This is a genomic window from Pseudoalteromonas sp. 2CM32C, assembly GCF_023161925.1.
GTDB classification, from domain to species: Bacteria; Pseudomonadota; Gammaproteobacteria; order Enterobacterales; family Alteromonadaceae; genus Pseudoalteromonas; species Pseudoalteromonas marina.
In genome coordinates this window covers 358,668-373,538 of sequence record NZ_JALNTI010000001.1, presented here as the reverse complement: position 1 = coordinate 373,538, position 14,871 = coordinate 358,668, and the positions used below count along the sequence as shown (strand labels likewise).

At 39.9% G+C, this 14,871-nt stretch carries 14 protein-coding genes; 11 read left to right on the top strand and 3 right to left on the bottom strand.

The genetic code is table 11. The annotated features are described in order from the left end of the window. The first annotated feature begins 122 nt into the window (after window positions 1-122). Genes pdsO through MTF67_RS01725 form a run of 3 tightly spaced genes read left to right on the top strand, consistent with a single transcriptional unit; the run spans window position 123 to window position 3,467 of the window. Window positions 123-857 (top strand): sortase-associated OmpA-like protein PdsO, encoded by a 735-nt coding sequence (gene pdsO / locus MTF67_RS01735; RefSeq protein WP_248518542.1) that lies wholly within the window; start codon window positions 123-125, stop codon window positions 855-857. 25 nt (window positions 858-882) lie between these two features. Then, on the top strand, window positions 883-2,877 hold the full coding sequence (locus MTF67_RS01730; protein ID WP_248518541.1) for a marine proteobacterial sortase target protein: 1,995 nt from the start codon (window positions 883-885) through the stop codon (window positions 2,875-2,877). Further along, window positions 2,874-3,467 (top strand): class GN sortase, encoded by a 594-nt coding sequence (locus MTF67_RS01725; RefSeq protein ID WP_248518540.1) that lies wholly within the window; start codon window positions 2,874-2,876, stop codon window positions 3,465-3,467. Before MTF67_RS01730 ends, MTF67_RS01725 begins: the two co-directional genes overlap by 4 nt. Here the strand turns inward: MTF67_RS01725 and MTF67_RS01720 are convergent. Beyond that, window positions 3,362-4,321, bottom strand: a complete 960-nt coding sequence (locus MTF67_RS01720) for a DMT family transporter (protein WP_248518733.1) — start codon at window positions 4,319-4,321, stop codon at window positions 3,362-3,364. The two genes, MTF67_RS01725 and MTF67_RS01720, sit on opposite strands and share 106 nt — an antisense overlap. A 117-nt stretch (window positions 4,322-4,438) precedes the next feature. On the opposite strand from MTF67_RS01720, the gene proB reads away from it, so the two are divergent. The 4 genes from proB to gltX all read left to right on the top strand — a co-directional run bounded on the left by proB (window position 4,439) and on the right by gltX (window position 8,566). Then, window positions 4,439-5,542, top strand: a complete 1,104-nt coding sequence (proB, locus tag MTF67_RS01715) for a glutamate 5-kinase (protein ID WP_248518539.1) — start codon at window positions 4,439-4,441, stop codon at window positions 5,540-5,542. A gap of 102 nt (window positions 5,543-5,644) precedes the next feature. Further along, window positions 5,645-6,604, top strand: coding sequence for a GGDEF domain-containing protein (locus tag MTF67_RS01710; RefSeq protein WP_248518538.1), 960 nt, complete (start codon window positions 5,645-5,647; stop codon window positions 6,602-6,604). 72 nt (window positions 6,605-6,676) lie between these two features. After that, entirely contained in the window at window positions 6,677-7,036 is a 360-nt protein-coding gene (locus tag MTF67_RS01705; protein ID WP_006791909.1) for a glutaredoxin domain-containing protein, read from the top strand. Between the two features lie 45 nt (window positions 7,037-7,081). Beyond that, entirely contained in the window at window positions 7,082-8,566 is a 1,485-nt protein-coding gene (gltX, locus tag MTF67_RS01700) for a glutamate--tRNA ligase (RefSeq protein WP_008130406.1), read from the top strand. A gap of 96 nt (window positions 8,567-8,662) precedes the next feature. On the opposite strand, the gene MTF67_RS01695 is transcribed toward gltX, so the two are convergent. After that, complete coding sequence (locus MTF67_RS01695) at window positions 8,663-9,061, bottom strand: hypothetical protein (RefSeq protein WP_008130404.1); 399 nt, start codon at window positions 9,059-9,061, stop codon at window positions 8,663-8,665. 172 nt (window positions 9,062-9,233) lie between these two features. On the opposite strand from MTF67_RS01695, the gene MTF67_RS01690 reads away from it, so the two are divergent. The 4 genes from MTF67_RS01690 (at window position 9,234) to MTF67_RS01675 (ending at window position 13,793) form a co-directional block, all read left to right on the top strand. Further along, entirely contained in the window at window positions 9,234-9,935 is a 702-nt protein-coding gene (locus MTF67_RS01690) for a DUF3581 domain-containing protein (RefSeq protein ID WP_248518537.1), read from the top strand. A 93-nt stretch (window positions 9,936-10,028) separates the two neighbouring features. Beyond that, complete coding sequence (locus MTF67_RS01685) at window positions 10,029-11,276, top strand: DEAD/DEAH box helicase (RefSeq protein WP_033025545.1); 1,248 nt, start codon at window positions 10,029-10,031, stop codon at window positions 11,274-11,276. Between the two features lie 241 nt (window positions 11,277-11,517). Further along, a complete protein-coding gene (locus MTF67_RS01680) occupies window positions 11,518-12,057 on the top strand; it encodes a heme NO-binding domain-containing protein (protein ID WP_006791914.1) in 540 nt (179 codons plus the stop codon). Between the two features lie 2 nt (window positions 12,058-12,059). Further along, the gene (locus MTF67_RS01675) at window positions 12,060-13,793 is read left to right on the top strand and encodes a response regulator (protein WP_248518536.1); all 1,734 of its coding nucleotides are present in this window, start codon (window positions 12,060-12,062) and stop codon (window positions 13,791-13,793) included. An 85-nt stretch (window positions 13,794-13,878) separates the two neighbouring features. On the opposite strand, the gene MTF67_RS01670 is transcribed toward MTF67_RS01675, so the two are convergent. Continuing rightward, complete coding sequence (locus tag MTF67_RS01670) at window positions 13,879-14,835, bottom strand: methylenetetrahydrofolate reductase (protein WP_008130394.1); 957 nt, start codon at window positions 14,833-14,835, stop codon at window positions 13,879-13,881. Window positions 14,836-14,871: the final 36 nt, after the last annotated feature.

Here is a 14,871-nt window from a genome sequence, read left to right as displayed (position 1 = left end):
TTTTTGCCACAATTGCTCAGCGGTTTGCCATTTTTGCTCCCCTTTGTTGCCACTTGGTGTTGTTTTAATGCACCTATCGAAACAAAACATCACAAAGTTAAATCAATTTTAAGGATCATATTATGAAGAAGACATTAATCGCGCTAACGCTTGTTGCTGGTTTTTCTACTCCGACATTTTCATCGGCATCTGAACATTCGCCCTCAAAAGAAGCAACTCAAGAAACCGCAATAGGTTTAGGTACAGGCGCTATTATTGGTGGTGTGGTTGGTGGACCAATTGGTGCGTTTATAGGCGCATTTGCTGGTGGCTTAATTGGTGATGCAAAAGTCGCCGACAACAAAATTGACGAACAACAAAGCGCATTGGCAGTAATGAAACAAAAAACCAAAGACTATCAACACGTACTTAATCATAACAATCTGTTAGAACAGCAATTAGAGGTGCTAGCACAGCAAAACGAGCAGTTAACACAATCTCAAATTAATAACCTACTTGCAATGACCGTTCAATTTAAAACGGGTTCAAGCACTATAGCGCCTCACTTTGCTAAGCAGCTCGACCAGTTAGTTGTACTTTTAAACAACCAACCTCAATTAGCGCTTGATTTAAGTGGCTTTGCCGATCAACGAGGAGATGAACAGGCTAATTTTTTACTGTCTAAAAAACGTGTAAATGCAGTGCAAAGTTATTTAATAAAACACGGCGTTAGCCACAAACGTTTAAGTACGCAAGCCTTTGGTGAGCAGCACACATTAGCAAATAGCAATACCATAGAAGATAACTTTTTTGACCGTCGAGTAACGCTGACTACCCGTTCACTAGCGCCTGTAAATGGCCAAACGGCGAGTAACTAATTTTAGCATTCGATGGAGTGATTTTATGTTGAGTAACCCAACCAAAATGCTTGTTAAGGCAAGCATTTTTATATTCACGGCAATAGCGCTATTAGCAAGTAAAAGCAGCTATGCGCAATCGCCAAAGCTTGAACTAACCGATACCTTAGGTAAGCCCGTTAGCCCTGCCATAATATTAAAAAGCGACGCTCATATGACAGTAACAGGGTTAATTAACCATGTTGTAGTTAAGCAAACTTATCAAAACGAAAACCCATTTGCGGTGAATGCACGTTATGTGTTTCCACTACCCGACGAAAGTGCAGTGCATGCCATGACAATGCGTATTGGTGAGCGCGTTATTAAAGGGCACATTGATAAAAAAATTGAGGCCGAAAAAAAATACGCACAAGCTCAAAAGGCAGGAAAGCAGGCTTCATTGGTGCGTCAACAACGGGCAAATATGTTTGTCACTAATGTGGCAAATATTGGTCCTGGTGAACAGGTGGCCATTGAGCTTGAGTATCAAGAAATTATTAATTACCGCAGTGGCACTTTTACCATTCGTTTCCCTACCACAATTACGCCGCGCTACCATGCAATAAATGGCACATTAGAGCAGCCTAGTTCAAGCCTTATGGATCAAAACTTAGCGCCCAGTGGTTGGCTAAGCCCGGTTTATAACGTTCAAAAAAATAATGATGCACCTATCAGTGAGTTTACTTTAAACATAGATATAGATGTGGGGTTAGAGCTTGTTGATATAACCTCTAAACATCACCGTATTAATGTTAATAATCCCGCGTTTGGGCAATATAAAATAGCACTGAACGATACAAATGGGGCTAATCGTGACTTTGTTTTAGCGTTTAAGCCGCTTCGAAAAGAAAACGCGCAAGCTGCCTTTTTTACCCAGCAGTTTGAAAACGCAGACCACTATGGCCTTGCTATGTTAATGCCGCCAGGGGATCATTTTACGCAAACTCAGCGTTTACCCCGAGAAATGGTATTTGTAGTAGATACATCGGGCTCAATGCATGGGCAGTCTATTGAGCAGGCCAAAAAGGCATTATTTTATGCGCTGTCGTTACTTGAAAGCGACGACAGTTTTAACATTATTGGTTTTGATAATAATGTCACCGCCATGAGTGATAGGCCTCTTATAGCCAGTGATTTTAACTTACGCCGAGCAGAGCGTTTTATTTACAGCCTTGAAGCCGATGGTGGCACCGAAATACAAGGCGCGCTTGATGCGGTACTTGATGGCAGCACGTTTGATGGTTTTGTACGCCAAGTAGTGTTTTTAACAGACGGCAGTGTAAGTAACGAAGCTACTTTATTTAAAAATATTCAGGCTAAATTAGGTGATAGCCGTTTATTTACGGTAGGAATTGGTAGTGCTCCTAATAGCTTTTTTATGCGCCGTGCAGCCGATATAGGCAAAGGCACATTTACTTTTATTGGCAGCACACAAGAAGTACAGCCTAAAATGCAGCAGTTATTTGATAAGCTCGCCCACCCAGCCATTACAGACCTCGCTTTAAGCGATGAAAACGGTAACAGCTTAGATTTTTGGCCATCACCACTGCCTGATTTATATTTTGGCGAGCCTATCATGGTCGCTATAAAACTTAATGATGCTAAAAGTGTGATACTGACAGGGCAAACAGCACAAGGGCCTTTAAGTATTAAATTAAGCACACAAAATAGCTCTCAAGCCAAAGGCATAGCAAAATTGTGGGCGCGTCAAAAAATTAAGTCACTACTTTTATATAACGAGCAAAGTAGTGTTAAAGACGAGGTGCAAAAATTAGCTTTAACGCATCAGCTTTTAAGTCCATTTACTGCGTTTATTGCCATTGAACACACTCAAATTAAAGACGTTGCAGATCAAACTGCGCAAGCCGCTAACCAAGTCCCGAAAGAAATGGAAATGCGTTTGCCGCAAACCGATGGTCAAAGTAGGCTGCATATAATGTTGGGTAGTATGTTACTTATAACGTTTGGTGCTCTTAAATTAAAAAGACGCGTTAAAACATGAAAAAGTGGTTAAGTGCAGGGCTATTAATTGCTGGGCTCAGCTTGTTTGGCCACGGTGTGTATATGCAAGCAAAGGCATGGCTTGCACAAGTGCTTATTGAGCATGCGTGGCAGCAAGCTCTTGCAGAGCCGGGTAAAAAAGTAAAACCGTGGTTTTATGCTGACAGTTTTGTAACCGCGCAGCTTTATTTTCCATCGCATAAAAAAACGTTAAGTGTGCTCGGTGGTGCGAGTGGTCGAAATTTAGCATTTGCACCAAGCCATTTTTTGCCCGCGGGGGAATTGGGCAATCGCCAAAAGGGAGCGTTAATAGCAGGTCATAACGACACCCACTTTGCGTTTTTACAGCACGCCAAAGTGGGGGATCAGTTTACTATGCAGTTACAAAGCGGGGAGTTACAGCAGTATAAAGTCACGGCGGTTGATATAATTCATCAATCGCAGCATGACTTTTTACGCACACCGGGGCTTTACTTACTTACCTGTTATCCCTTTGATGTATTAGCGTCGGGCACCGATTTGAGGTTATTGGTATCGGCAGAAATATCTTCACCAGATTCACTAAGTGGTATATTAACAACAAGCTCTTGATGGCGCTGGCTAACCATAACGCCAATAAATACCACAAAAATACTAAGCCACTGCCAAAGTGTAAGTACTTCTCCCAAAATAATGGCCGATAAGATAAGTGTAAAAATAGGAATTAAATTTGAATACGCCGCCGCAGTAAGCACCGATACCTTGCTAATTGCATAGTTGTACATACCGTAGCCGCCTAAAGTAACGCAAGAGCCTAAATATAAAATACTCATAAGTGCCGTTAGATCGTGTTGATTTTCGCTGGGTAGGTCAATAAAAAATAAAAAGGGGGCAAAAAACAAACTCCCGCTAATGCCTTGTAATGCAATTAAAGTCAGTGGTGAATACCGGTTTGCTAAGTGCTTAATACTAACAGTATAAAATGCAGCGCACACCATAGCCATTAACTCTAAAAAGTTACCCAAAATAGGATTAGGCGCTTGTTCTGAACTTGGTGAGAGCAGCGTAAGTAAAATACTGCCGCCAATACATAGCGTAAAGCCCACTACAATAGCTTTACTTATGTATTCTTTGAGCATAAAAAATGCTAAAAACGCCACTATTATTGGCAAGCACGACACAATAACACCCGCCTGAGATGCCGATGTATATTCCATTGCGTGCCCTTCAAATAAAAAGTACAAGCACGGCTCAGCAAGTGACATGCCCACTAAATACTTCCAATCACCTTTTTGATATTCAAAGCGAATAACATAACGCCATAAACACAATGAAATAACGAGCGTAGTAAGCATACGTAAAAATATCACTAACGCTGGATCGTAAATGGCAATGGCGTATTTAAGCGCTATAAACGAACTGCCCCATAAAAAAGTGGCAATAATTAAACATAAACTGGCAGGCATAAGACGTAATTTAAACAATAAAATATAGCGCGATCCTAGCATGAATATTTTTAACTTGTTCAAAAATACCGAGCTGGTATAAGTTAAATCATAATAAAATTTTAATAGCTAAAAACAATGCAAAGGGAACAGATAATAGTTGTAAAGTTAGGTACGAGCGTACTAACTGGTGGCACCAATAAACTAGATAAAGCCCATATGGTTGAGTTAGTTCGCCAATGCTGCGAGCTTAAAAAGCAGGGGCATCAGGTTGTTATGGTATCGAGCGGCGCCGTAGCTGCAGGCCGTGAGCAACTATTAAAATCCTGTGGTACGAGCTTAGTGGATAAACAAATGTTAGCCGCCATTGGGCAGGGTCAACTTATTCATATATGGCAAAGTTTATTTGCCTTGTATGGTGTAAACGTAGGGCAAATGCTGCTAACACGCGCTGATGTTGATGACAGAGAGCGCTACTTAAACGCACGCGATACATTAACGGCCTTACTTAGTTACAACGTGGTGCCTATTATAAATGAAAACGATGCGGTGGCGACAAGCGAAATAAAAGTGGGTGATAACGATAACCTATCGGCCTTGGTGGCTATATTAGCTAATGCAGACAAATTACTATTACTTACCGATCAAGACGGCTTGTTTACCAGCGATCCGCGCACCAATGCCGATGCAAAACTTATTGACGAAGTAACCCACATAAACGATGAACTGCGTCAACTTGCTGGTGGCAGCGGTACAAGCTTAGGCACTGGCGGTATGGCAACAAAGCTGCAAGCGGCTGATATAGCAAGGCGTGCAGGCGTTGAAGTCATTATTGCCAAAGGCGCTGGCAGCAACGTTATTTTAAAATGCATGAGCGAGCAATTACCGGGTACTCGCTTTTTAAAGTTAACAGCGCCTAAAGATGGTCGCAAAAAATGGTTATTAGCCGGGCCTAAAAGTAATGGGCAAATAGCAATAGACACAGGCGCTATTCGTGCGCTGCAAAATAATGGGGCAAGTTTATTGGCCAAAGGAGTCACTTGTGCCTTTGGGGATTTTGAGCGTGGTGATTTAATAGATTTGATTGATACAAATAACCAAGTAATTGCGCGTGGTTTAACCCGCTTTAGTCGCTCGGAGGTTAATAAAATTAAAGGCGCACATTCAAAAAATATTGCACAGTTACTTAGTTATGACGCTGGGGCAGAAGTATTGCATAGGGATGATTTGGTACTACTTTAATGCTTAGCTAAAAAGCATGTATTTTAATTAACTGTCTAATTATTTAGTAAAGTTATAGATTACGTCTACAATGGTTAAAAATTATTCAAATTGGGTGTGGCAATGCAAGCCAATTCATGTGGCCACGAGTGGGTAGTCGAACTCACTTGTCAGGAAGACGAAAGCCATTTAGATTCGGCTTTAATAGACGTGCTAGGTGACTTACTAAGCGTCGATAATTTTGCGATTTACATAAACAAGCACGTTACCTTGCAAGCCCCACCAATACTGATAAACAAACACAGCAACTTAACATACTTAGAGCCCAATCAAGCCCAATTAATACTTAATAAAGCAACACCTAGTAAAACAAGAGTTATTCATACGACTGATGATGTAACAACATACATCCCGGTTAATCATAGCGATACTATTCTGGGTGTTTTAATAATTAAAACCAAGCAGTTAATAACCGATAGAATAAGTGCATTAGCGATGTACATTTTAAATGTGTATGCGAATCAATTATGGATTTTGCATAAGTCGCGGCTTGATCCTTTAACGGGGCTTTTAAATCGGCAAACCTTTGACAAAAAAGTAATGGAAATAGTCACCGGTAATGGTTTTTTATTACCCCGAGAGCAAGCAGATACAAAACGCTGTTGGTATTTAGCCATTGTTGACATTGATTTATTTAAAAATGTTAACGATACATTTGGCCATGTAGTTGGCGACGGTGTAATTGCACAAGTTGCTAAACTCATAAAAAATAATTTTAGAATTGAGGATTATGCTTTTAGATACGGAGGGGAAGAGTTTGCAATAGTGTTTCAGTCGCAAACAAATACGGATGCACTTAATGCACTCACCCGTTTACGACAGCGAGTAGCCAGTCATGATTTTGAGCACATACAGCAGTTAACAATTAGCATTGGCTTTTTAGAACTACAAAGCGCTGATACCGTTTCAAGCATAGTAAACCAAGCCGACATAGCGTTATATCACTCAAAAAAAACAGGACGGAATAAGGTGACATCATGTCACGAACTTACGCTCAGCAAAGAAGTCAGGATTTCTCAATAGTATTGAGCTTTTTTGATTGTAAATTTGTGCTAAAATCTGGCTCCTTAAATTGTTGTAGTCAGAGTATTAAGCATGAAATTCGTTCGTTGGTTTTTAGGTTGTATAATTTTATTCTTTAATTTTATATTTACTCCTCGTAGTAAAAAGCGTGCAAGCGAAGAGCAAGCCAAGCTTGATCTGCAAACCTCTCATTTTAAACTTTACCAATTTAAAGCATGCCCGTTTTGTGTGAAAGTACGCCGTGCTATTAAGCGCGAAGGCTTAAACATAGAAACACGCGATGCAAAAGACAATGAGCAATATCGTCAAGAGCTACTAGAACAAGGTGGCAAAATAAAAGTGCCTTGTTTACGTATAGAGCAAAATGGCCAAACTCAATGGCTTTACGAATCTAACGATATTATTGCGTACTTAAATAAAGTAGCTGCTTAAACGATTCATTTAATTTTTATCTCACTTATTTAAAGAGACATTATCATGACAATCCGTACTCGTGTTGCCCCGTCACCTACTGGTGACCCGCATCTTGGCACCGCTTATATTGCATTATTTAACTACTGTTTTGCTAAGCAGCAAGGCGGCGAATTTGTTCTTCGTATCGAAGATACAGACCAAGTACGAAGCACACCTGAGTCGGAACAAGCGATAATGGATAGCCTACGTTGGTTAGGTCTTGAGTGGGATCATGGCCCTGATGTAGGCGGTGAATTTGGCCCTTACCGTCAGTCTGAACGTAGCGATTTATATAAAAAATACGCACACCAACTTGTTGAGCAAGGCAAAGCATTTTACTGTTTTGCAACAAGCGAAGAGCTTGACCAAATGCGCGAAGAGCAAATGGCTGAAGGTCTGCGTCCTAAATACGACGGTCGTGGTTTAAACCACACAGAAGACGAAATTAAAGCTAACCTAGCTGCAGGTAAGCCTTACGTTATACGTATGAAAATTCCAAGCGAAGGGACCTTTAAGTTCAACGACTACCTACGCGACGAGATTGAGATTCCGTGGGAAAACGTAGACATGCAAGTGCTATTAAAAGCCGATGGCTTCCCAACGTATTTCTTAGCAAATGTGGTAGACGATCACCACATGCAAATTAGCCATATTTTCCGTGGTGAAGAATGGATTAACTCAGCACCTAAATTATTAAAGCTTTACGAAGATTTTGGTTGGGAAGCGCCAGTTCTTGGGCACCTGCCATTATTACGTAACCCAGATAAGTCAAAGCTTTCTAAGCGTAAAAACCCTACAAGTATCAATTACTACAAAGAAATGGGTTACCTACCAGAAGCGGTACTTAACTACTTAGGCCGCATGGGCTGGTCAATGCCAGACGAGCGTGAAAAGTTCACACTTGATGAAATGATTGAACACTTTGACATGAAACGTGTATCGCTTGGTGGCCCAGTATTTGACGTAGATAAGTTAAGCTGGTTAAACGGGACGTGGATCCGCGAAAACTTGACTGACGAAGAGCTTGTGCAGCGCTTTGTTGATTGGAAGTTTAACGGCGAAATGCTAGCTAAAGTATTACCAGAAGCTAAAACGCGTATTAATACGCTGTCGGATATGGTTGATTTAGCAGGTCATTTTGTAGGTGGTATTCCAACTTACGACCCAGCACTGTTAACGGCGGGCAAAGCCGACGAAAATGTAATACGCCAAGCACTACAATTTTTTGTATGGCAATTAGAAGGCTTACGTAGTTTTGATAAGCCAGCTATTTTTGCCATTGCAAAAGAGGTTGCCACATTCCACGAGCTTAAAATTAAAGACTTTTTAGAGCCAATATTTGTAGCAATCACGGGTAAAACGTCATCAACGTCGGTACTTGATGCAATGGAAATTTTAGGCTCTGACCTATCACGTGCGCGTTTACGTGTAGCACTCGCTCATTTAGGTATTTCTAAAAAGCAGGCTAAAAATATTGAGCGTGCGTACCGCACATACCCAAGCGCATAATCTTTAGTCATACTTTTTAAAAAGCCGATCTTATTAAATAAGCTCGGCTTTTTTGTTTTAGGGAGCCAGTGTTAATTAGTTCTGGTATTACTGCATTTATTTCAAGTCGTAAGCTTGACCAGTACAAGTAACCGAAATGTCGCAATAAGATTGAGGAGTTTCTCTACAAGAATTAATAGTAAAGGCATTACCGCCTCTGCGCATTGCATCCGCTTTAAGTGAATCTATGGCACTTGATTTAGCGCGATTGTAACTAACGTTACTGTTTGCACCTCGGCCATCTCCATTACAGCTCTCGCCTTTAATTCGGCCTAATAATGAAGCACCGCTTTCATGGGCTTGTTGGTCACTATAAAATTGATGCAGATCTCTTTTCTTTACATAAGTACCAATTTCATCACCTAAAACATCGTTGTTTATATTGGTATGGTAAGTAACGCCAGAACACCCAGTTAGTGCAGTTAGCACACAGGTTACAGCAAAAATACGAAGCATAATGATTAATCCCTTAGTTATTGTTGGCTTAAGAGCAAATTATCAATAAAAACAAAAGCAAGCAAAACAAAAACAAAAGTAAGTTGTATCATTTTGTAAGTGATTCGACCTCTCTTTAAATTTTTTCTGGTAGTATGGGTAAGTTATAAGCAGTTTAAGCAGTGAACAAACTATGTTAAGTCCTTACTTTCAGCAGCACGCTGACTATGTTTCTATCTCTCGTGAGCAAGGGTGTCGTTTCGCAAAGTGCGTTGCAGATGATTACAATCCACTTCATGATAAAGATGCCAAAAAGTTTTGCGCGCCAGGAGACTTACTTTTTTCTTTAGTGTTAGACCGCTACGGTATAAGTGAGCGAATGGAGTTTACCTTTGCTGGCATGGTTGACGAAAATACCAAACTTAATTTTCCACAAGGGGATGATGAGTTTGATGTAACCAACGGCGATAAGGTAATTTTAAAGGTAAAACGCGAAGGCAAAACCAGCAAATGCCCAACACTTACAAATAGCCTAATAAAAAACTATGTTGAGTTTTCTGGTGCGGCATTCCCACATGTCATTATTCCGCTAATGGGTAAGCAAGATGTAATGATTAACCCAACGCGCCCTATGGTTATTTACGAATCGATGATTATTAACCTTGATAACATTGAGATTAAAGCACCAACGCTTGAATTTGCAGAGCCAAGCTTTGAATATACAGGTAAGCGCGGCAAAATTACCCTGCGTTTTAACCTGTTAGAAAACGGCGAAAAAGTTGGTTTTGGTGAAAAGCACATGGTGGTTTCGGGTATTCGTGAATACTGCCAAGCAACGGTTGATGACTTAATCGCATTTTATAATGAGCGAAAAGCGACCTTAAAACCAGTTTAAAATCAGCATTTAAATGAGGCGCTATTGATAGCGCCTTTTTTATTGCTAAAGCTCAGGTATAATGGCGCTCTTTGTTATTTTAAAGCTAAGCCTATGTCTGCTACATCATTTTCATCACTTAATCTCGACCCGTTATTATTAACAGCGATTGAGCAAAATAATTACACTACGCCAACCGCAATTCAGATTAAAACTATTCCGCCAATTCTCGCGGGCAACGATGTAATGGGCAGCGCGCAAACTGGCACAGGTAAAACAGCCGCCTTTGTATTGCCACTACTACATAAGCTTTTAAATACACCAAAAAAAGATGAGCAAGGCATTGCCCGAGTGGTCATTTTAACGCCTACGCGAGAGCTTGCTCAGCAAGTGTTTGCAAGCTTTGAAAAATACGCTCAAGGCAGTAATGTTCAGGGTGCTTTAGCGTATGGCGGTGCAAGTATTGGTCCGCAAATTAAAGCACTTAAAACGGCGCAAGTGATAGTGGCAACACCAGGTCGTTTGCTCGATCATATCGTTAAAGGCAGTGTGGTGCTTTCTAGTGTTGATTCATTAGTATTTGATGAAGCCGACCGCATGCTCGACATGGGCTTTATTGATGAAATAAAACGTATTTTGCGCCATATTCCGGGCGATCGCCAAACCTTATTGTTCTCAGCCACATTCGATGACAGCGTGTTTGAGCTAAGTAAAAAACTACTTAAAAACCCCGAGCTGATTGAAGTTGATAAACGTAACTCAGCCGCCGTTGAAGTAGAGCAAATTATTTACGCAGTTGATGAAGACAGAAAGCGCGAACTTGTATCGCATATGATCGGCATGAAAAATTGGCGCCAAGTACTTATATTTACGCGCACCAAACAAATGGCCGATAAGCTTGCCAAAGAAATGTGTAAAGACGGTTTAAAAACAGAATCCATTCATGGCGATAAATCGCAAGGCGCGCGAGACCGTGCACTACAAAACTTTAAAGAAGGTACTACTCGCGTATTAGTTGCCACCGATGTAGCTGCCCGTGGTTTAGATATTCCAGCCCTTAAATACGTAATTAACTTTGAATTGCCATACATAGCTGAAGATTATGTCCACCGCATAGGCCGTACGGGTCGCGCAGGCGAGCAAGGCCTTGCAATGTCGCTTGTAAGTATTGACGAGCAATGGTTACTTGAAGAAATTGAAGTACTGCTTGATACGCGTTTAGCACCACAATGGTTAGAAGGTTACGAGCCTGACTTAAACAAAGCCCCTAAAGATAACCGAAAAAACACCAATAAAGCGCGTAAAGATCGTGACAAAAAGCGTATTACAGGTAAAAGGGCACCAAGCAGACGACGAAAATAATAGCCAGTAGCATGGGGCAGTTAATGCCCCATTTAGTTATAAAAAATGAGTTTTAAATAGTATTTAGCAATTTTATACACATCAGCTGCGCTTATTTTAATGGTCACTTTTACATAAAGCGGCAAAATAAATAATCCCCCCTTTAAATCGCAATACTTTGTAAGTGTTTTTTCTTCTTACAAATGTGCATTATTACAGTTTAAATCTATACTTAGTCTACGACTAATAGATTGGTAGAGCGATGAAAGGTATTATTTTTACTGAATTTTTAGAAATGGTCGAAAGCACATTTTCACCTGCCGTTGCCGATCAAATTATTGAACAAAACGAACTTGATTCCAATGGGATTTACACCAGCGTTGGTAACTATAACAAGCAAGAGCTTTTAAAATTAGTGACTTCGTTGAGCAACATCGTCGATGTTCCAGTAGATGTACTGGTTAAAGAGTACGGAAAATATCTGTTAACGCGCTTCTTGGTTTACTATCCACAGTTTTTTGAAAACCTCACTACCACGTTTGATTTTTTAGATACCATAGATAGACACGTGCATATAGAAGTGGAAAAATTGTACACCGACGTTGAGTTACCTAGTTTTCAAACCAAGCGATTAAGTGATACTCAAATGCAGATGGTTTACCATTCGAGTAATCCCTTTGCAGTGCTCGCTGAGGGGTTAATAGAAGGTGCAGCCGAGCATTTTAAGGAAAATATCAGCATACGCAGCGATATCAGTGACGATCATCAAGTTGCTACATTTAACTTAACTCTGGTCGGTTAAATATGGATGTAGCTCTTTTACAGCGCAGATTAGAACGAGAGCGTTTGGCACGAAAAGAAGCTGAAAAACTACTTGAAGCCAAATCGTTACAGCTTTACGAAGCCAATAAGGTACTCAAAGGTGCGGCTGAAAATTTGGAGAAGGAGGTTGCTAACAGAACTCACGACCTTGAACTGGCTAAACAAGATGCAGAAGCTGCGAATGAGGCTAAATCAGACTTTCTAGCAAACATGAGCCATGAGATTCGCACCCCGATGAACGCCATAATAGGCATGGCTTATTTGGCTTTAGATACTGAGCTTTCGGAAAAACAGCGCGACTATGTTGAAAAAATTCATTATTCGGCAGAGTCTTTATTAGGAATAATTAATGATATTTTAGACTTTTCAAAGGTTGAAGCGGGTAAAATAGAGCTAGAACAAAAAGAATTCAATTTTAATACCTTCCTAGAAAATCTTGTAAATATTATTAGCACGCTAGCATCACAAAGAAAAATTGAAGTGGTGTTTGATATTGACCCCTTACTGCCTGACTTTTTTATTGGTGATGCATTAAGACTCAACCAAGTACTATTAAATCTGTTAAATAATGCACTTAAATTTTCAACACGGGGTAAGGTCATATTAGCTGTAAAACTAGTTCAGAAAGTAGATAGTTATTGCAGTGTTGCTTTTTCTATTTCAGATAACGGCATTGGGATGACCCAAACACAAGTTGACTCACTATTTAAACCTTTTACTCAGGCTGATGTATCGACAACCCGAAAGTTTGGTGGAACGGGACTTGGTTTGGTAATAAGCAAAACATTGGTCGAACTAATGCAGGGCGATATTACAGTAAACAGCAAATTAAATAAGGGAAGCTGCTTTAGTTTTACTATTCCACTCAATTATTCGACTAAGCAAAATGAGTTTGAAATATCACAAATTAGAGCCAAGCGAGCACTTGTTATTGAGAGTTCAGATAGTCAGTTAACATCATTACAAACGCTGCTTTTAGGTTTTGAAGTAAAATTTGACACTGTAAATAACATCAACCAAGTATTAGACCGGCTAGGCATGCCACATGATTACGATTTTATATTTATAGATTGGCGAACTTTAAATTTAAATCATGATAGTGCTGCGCAGTCTTTGCGCAATAAGCTTAAATTAAATGCAAAAAAGCTAATTGTAATAGCGCCTTGTGAAAATAAAGCGCTAAACGAAAGCCTACTAGGGTTTGGTAATAACACTTATAAAGTACTCATAAAACCAATAATTAAAAGTACTTTGCATAACGTACTTTTACAAATTATGCATATAAAAACACTAAAAAAACCAGAATCACAAGAGAGCTTAAATACACAAAACACACTACAAAAACTGCAAGGCATTCATATTTTATTGGTTGAAGATAACCCGCTCAATCAACAAGTAGCAACACAAATACTGCGTAAAAATGGCTTAATTGTTGATATTGCTAACGATGGCCTTGAGGCATTAGATGCGCTAAAACATAAAACTTACGATGGTGTGTTAATGGACTGCCAAATGCCTAGAATGGATGGTTATACGGCAGCCATAGAAATAAAAAAACAAGCAAAGTTTAAAAATTTACCCATTATTGCAATGACTGCTAATACAAGAGAAACGGATTTATTAAAGGCGCAAGACTGCGGTATGAATGGCTATATTTCAAAGCCCATTAAGGTTGAAAGTATGTTTGAAGTAATAGCAAAGTGGGTGTGTATTTAATTTTTTTGAGTTGTTTACTTAATAAGCTGGTGAGGTAAAAAAGGCAAGCATTAGCTTGCCAAGAAGGGTGTAAATTAGTTTAACTTTACGCTATTTGTTTCTCAGCTAGGTTGAGCTCCATAGTTGCTTTTAATAAACGGTATAGGTTAATTGATGCGTCAATTTCTTCTTTACGGTTTGTTAAGCTTTCAATGTTTAAACCCAGTGGCACGTCTAGGTGTGCACAGCTTTTTAAAATTGAATCGAGATTTTCGCGGCAAATACGCACCGATTCACTCAAGGTGTTGTCTGCGTCAAGCATGCGCCATTTGGTCGCCTCTGGTACTGAAATACCTAGCCATTGCATGAACTCTAGGGTTTTTTCACCGCCACATGGTGTAAACGTGAGTATAATACGTTTTGGTATAACGCCTTGTGCTTTGCAAGTACGCGCGTAACTTGTTATTAAATCAATAGTAGCTTGAGCATTATAAACCGCTTGCGATATAAAAAATTGGCAACCTTGTGTTGTTTTTTCTATTAAGCGCTCGTGTTCATTGCGCTTGCTTGCATGTCGCTCTGCAATGGTTACGCCTCCTAAAAAGAAGTCATCACTTTGCTCAGCTAATGTTTTATAAGCGTCAGGTAGGCTTAGTTTAATATCACCTTCCGACGATGGGCTACCCACTAAAACGACATTTTTTAAATCAAACTCGTTTTTAGTTTCATCTAGCCACTCTTTAAATTCAGCCTCACCGCGTTGCGCTACGCTTTTGTAGGTAATTACATCTAGGCGTGATAAGTCTTTTAGCAACTTACTGTACTCACGCGGATCAACCGTTTGTTTAAATGGAAACGGACGAGCCTGATTAGTACGGCTACTCTCATCTTGAATATCGTAAATTACAACACCGTCGTATTCAATTTCGTGTAAGCGGCCTAATAGTTTTTCTGCAATGGTTTTTAACTGCGCTTTATCAGTGCCTATTTTGGGTGGCGTTGTGCCAATAAGATAAACACCTTGATTAGTGTCCTCAATTTTCTCTTGAAGTGATAAAGCCATAATCCTCATTCCAGCTCAATGGTTGATAGATTTAAT

Coding starts and splice junctions, on each gene's coding strand:
- MTF67_RS01680 (WP_006791914.1), top strand. CDS start 11,518: ATGAAAGGTATTATTTTTACTGAATTTTTAGAAATGGTCGAAAGCACA.
- MTF67_RS01730 (WP_248518541.1), top strand. CDS start 883: ATGTTGAGTAACCCAACCAAAATGCTTGTTAAGGCAAGCATTTTTATA.
- MTF67_RS01695 (WP_008130404.1), bottom strand. CDS start 9,061: ATGCTTCGTATTTTTGCTGTAACCTGTGTGCTAACTGCACTAACTGGG.
- pdsO (WP_248518542.1), top strand. CDS start 123: ATGAAGAAGACATTAATCGCGCTAACGCTTGTTGCTGGTTTTTCTACT.
- MTF67_RS01710 (WP_248518538.1), top strand. CDS start 5,645: ATGCAAGCCAATTCATGTGGCCACGAGTGGGTAGTCGAACTCACTTGT.
- MTF67_RS01675 (WP_248518536.1), top strand. CDS start 12,060: ATGGATGTAGCTCTTTTACAGCGCAGATTAGAACGAGAGCGTTTGGCA.
- MTF67_RS01685 (WP_033025545.1), top strand. CDS start 10,029: ATGTCTGCTACATCATTTTCATCACTTAATCTCGACCCGTTATTATTA.
- proB (WP_248518539.1), top strand. CDS start 4,439: ATGCAAAGGGAACAGATAATAGTTGTAAAGTTAGGTACGAGCGTACTA.
- MTF67_RS01720 (WP_248518733.1), bottom strand. CDS start 4,321: ATGCCTGCCAGTTTATGTTTAATTATTGCCACTTTTTTATGGGGCAGT.
- MTF67_RS01670 (WP_008130394.1), bottom strand. CDS start 14,835: ATGGCTTTATCACTTCAAGAGAAAATTGAGGACACTAATCAAGGTGTT.
- MTF67_RS01725 (WP_248518540.1), top strand. CDS start 2,874: ATGAAAAAGTGGTTAAGTGCAGGGCTATTAATTGCTGGGCTCAGCTTG.
- MTF67_RS01690 (WP_248518537.1), top strand. CDS start 9,234: ATGTTAAGTCCTTACTTTCAGCAGCACGCTGACTATGTTTCTATCTCT.
- gltX (WP_008130406.1), top strand. CDS start 7,082: ATGACAATCCGTACTCGTGTTGCCCCGTCACCTACTGGTGACCCGCAT.
- MTF67_RS01705 (WP_006791909.1), top strand. CDS start 6,677: ATGAAATTCGTTCGTTGGTTTTTAGGTTGTATAATTTTATTCTTTAAT.